Source organism: Haemophilus sputorum CCUG 13788 (genome assembly GCF_000238795.1).
GTDB classification, from domain to species: Bacteria; Pseudomonadota; Gammaproteobacteria; order Enterobacterales; family Pasteurellaceae; genus Haemophilus_A; species Haemophilus_A sputorum.
Genome location: NZ_AFNK01000008.1, coordinates 1 through 2,600, shown reverse-complemented (window position 1 = coordinate 2,600; position 2,600 = coordinate 1). Strand labels below are relative to the sequence as shown.

The 2,600-nt window shown below is 32.5% G+C and carries 5 protein-coding genes; 1 reads left to right on the top strand and 4 read right to left on the bottom strand.

The genetic code is table 11. The features are described from left to right. Positions 1-44: 44 nt before the first annotated feature. Both HSP_RS0103180 and HSP_RS0103175 read right to left on the bottom strand, forming a co-directional pair. The gene (locus HSP_RS0103180; protein ID WP_007525514.1) at positions 45-341 is read right to left on the bottom strand and encodes a single-stranded DNA-binding protein; all 297 of its coding nucleotides are present in this window, start codon (positions 339-341) and stop codon (positions 45-47) included. 24 nt (positions 342-365) lie between these two features. Further along, complete coding sequence (locus tag HSP_RS0103175; protein ID WP_007524908.1) at positions 366-1,628, bottom strand: phage/plasmid replication protein, II/X family; 1,263 nt, start codon at positions 1,626-1,628, stop codon at positions 366-368. Between the two features lie 139 nt (positions 1,629-1,767). On the opposite strand from HSP_RS0103175, the gene HSP_RS0103170 reads away from it, so the two are divergent. Continuing rightward, a complete protein-coding gene (locus tag HSP_RS0103170; RefSeq protein ID WP_007524011.1) occupies positions 1,768-1,983 on the top strand; it encodes a hypothetical protein in 216 nt (71 codons plus the stop codon). Between the two features lie 97 nt (positions 1,984-2,080). Here the strand turns inward: HSP_RS0103170 and HSP_RS0103165 are convergent, their stop codons facing one another. Both HSP_RS0103165 and HSP_RS0103160 read right to left on the bottom strand, forming a co-directional pair. Further along, positions 2,081-2,365 carry a hypothetical protein gene (locus HSP_RS0103165; RefSeq protein WP_010128390.1) on the bottom strand — a complete coding sequence of 95 codons (285 nt, stop codon included), beginning with the start codon at positions 2,363-2,365 and terminating at the stop codon, positions 2,081-2,083. A gap of 17 nt (positions 2,366-2,382) precedes the next feature. Then, positions 2,383-2,544, bottom strand: a complete 162-nt coding sequence (locus HSP_RS0103160; RefSeq protein ID WP_007525341.1) for a type II toxin -antitoxin system TacA 1-like antitoxin — start codon at positions 2,542-2,544, stop codon at positions 2,383-2,385. Positions 2,545-2,600: the final 56 nt, after the last annotated feature.

The following is a 2,600-nucleotide window of genomic DNA, read 5'->3' as shown; positions in this document are numbered from 1 at the left end:
CATTATGCGAAACAAATCAATCTAAGTAATTGATATATAAAGATTTATTTTTCATCAGAAGGCACTAGGACAATATCAGAAACCTGTAAATCAGAATAACCACTGACTCTAAATGAACTTGGATGGACGTAATAATTACCCGGACCGTACGGAATTTGATCTTTCTGTAATGGGATTTTTACCATTACAGGAAATTGGCCACCTAAATCAATGTAAGCTTCTTGATTGCGGATATACCAATCTTTACCGGTTTTTTGGCTTACACCTGAACGCTCATCAATACGTGATGTTGCAAATACCTGCACTTTTAGTAAGTATTGGTTAATGTTTTGATTACTCATTTTAATTTCCTCTTTTTTATTCAACTATGCGGCGATGCCCCATTTCTCCAAAGTTGGCTCAACGTACCAATCAGGACGCTGACAACTAAAATCAATTTCAACAAGTTTCATCAGCGGAATGATGTTATGACGTTCATAAGCTTTCAGATTTTGTAATTGAGCTTTGGTTAAACCGATAGCAATTAAATCTTTCTCATATCGCCAGAATGTCTGTCTATTCATACAATTTTGCGTTTCTTGATAACCATCATTAAGTAAATTTTTATAAAAGCTAAATATCCGCTCAGCTTTTGCATAACTAATATTGCCTTTTGGTGTTATTGAAAAATAAGTTTTACATAATAATTTTTGTATATGATCTCTGTTATAAACATTCATCTTACTTTCTCCAACTGCTTTAATTAGGTCTTTAAATGCTTCTTGCCATAAATCTCTTATCAGGTTTCTACCCTTCTTTTCATAACTTTTTTGATATTTAATTAGATCAAATAAATTTCTTGGAATCTTATGCTTGTCTAAATAACTACCTTTTAACCTTGCTTCAAATCGAACACATTTTTTTGAAAACTCAATCAACTTAGGATCACTTAGTACATTTATCGTATTTTGCAGATGTTTTTTACTGGGTGTTTTTCTTAACTCAGATTTAGCCTCAGCCAAACGTTTTTGTACTTCATCTCCCTTCAAATAAACTTTCAAAGAACGATGTTCAGAGCCTGAATTCCATTCTGCTGTTGTTTCATATTCTCTGTTATATTTTGTTTTTCGTGTCTGCCCTACTTTTACATTCTGAAGAAATAAAATTACTTGTTTTTGTACTGATTCTGAATGAATGTGGGACGAGAACGTAACATCTATCCAATCAACAGATGTTTCATCAATGTCAACCATCTCATAAAGTTCGGGCATAGCTTTGAGAAATGATTCCAACATAATAAATGCACATACATCTAAATTTGTTGAACCGAAGATATTATGTCCTTGTAACAATTTAGCGGGACTTGCTTTCAACTCCACATAGGGAGGAGTTTTTAAAGTATCGCTACCATTAAAAATTTTCATCGCTAAAGATGAATAATTGCTGGGAATTGATTCATATGGATGTGAAAGTTCTTGAACATCAAGATCGCCATCAATCTCAAACGTAACATTAGATGATTTTAACTTTATGCCTGTTCTTCTAGCTATCTCTATCAAGCTATCTTTCAAAAACGAAGTCTCACCATCTTTACAGACGATGATATGCTCTGTTTTAAAAGGGATAGAAAGTTTCAAGAAATCAATCATAACCAAAACGCTCACTTGCTCACAAGTGATAATAAAATAAATCAAATTTCATTTGTGAGCAAGTGATTTTACTCACATAATAAAAAATATATTTGTGAGCTATCATAAATGCTTAATAGTGATAGTGGAGAAATCTCTAATGAAACGTAAAAATCTAGGCGTTCCAACAGAAACGCATATGAAAATTGAAAGGGTTGCCGTTGAAATAACTGCTAAGACAGGAAAGGTGACAAAATGGACGGACGTTGTTAATTATATGATTAACAATTATCTCAATGATGCTAAACACGATTTGATCAACCGAGCAGAACAAGAAAAAATAGAAAGAGAGATTATTGAAGGTAAAATCAACTAAATAGAGTAATAAACAATCAAAGATGTAACAAATTGTTACAAGAGTGGACTATTAAAGAGTAGTCCACTACTCTAGCGAGCTCAGACAAACATCACTATTACCGCCTATAATAGCGTTTTTTAGTTGTTTTTTTATACATCTTAATAAATTCTTCCAAATCAATCGGCACATCCGAATTTACTAACTCTTCCAGAAAATGCATAAAATGCTCCAGCTTTTCAAGTCTTTCGTTAGTCTCTTCTTTACTCTCTGCTTGGTTATATTGAAATCGGACTTCCAGAGAGTTAACAGTCAAATAAATACGGTGTTCAGACATTTTTAAGAGTCTAACTGTCTCAAAAAAATGTTGTGGTGTGATATGAGATAAGGTTATATCTGCCATAGTTTAGCTTTAAAACCCTATTTAATATTTTTAGTAACATATAAAGAATACATTTTTAGAGCCTCTAACATTGCTGGATTAGGTTCTCTAGGATGTTCTAAATAATCAAGAATTAACTTTTGATCATTAGCAGAAAGGGCCAGAACTACATTATCAGAACTTTTCTCTATTTCTTCCATTTAACTACCTTATTGATAAACTTCGCATAACAACAGGTTATGTGTAAATTTTCGGG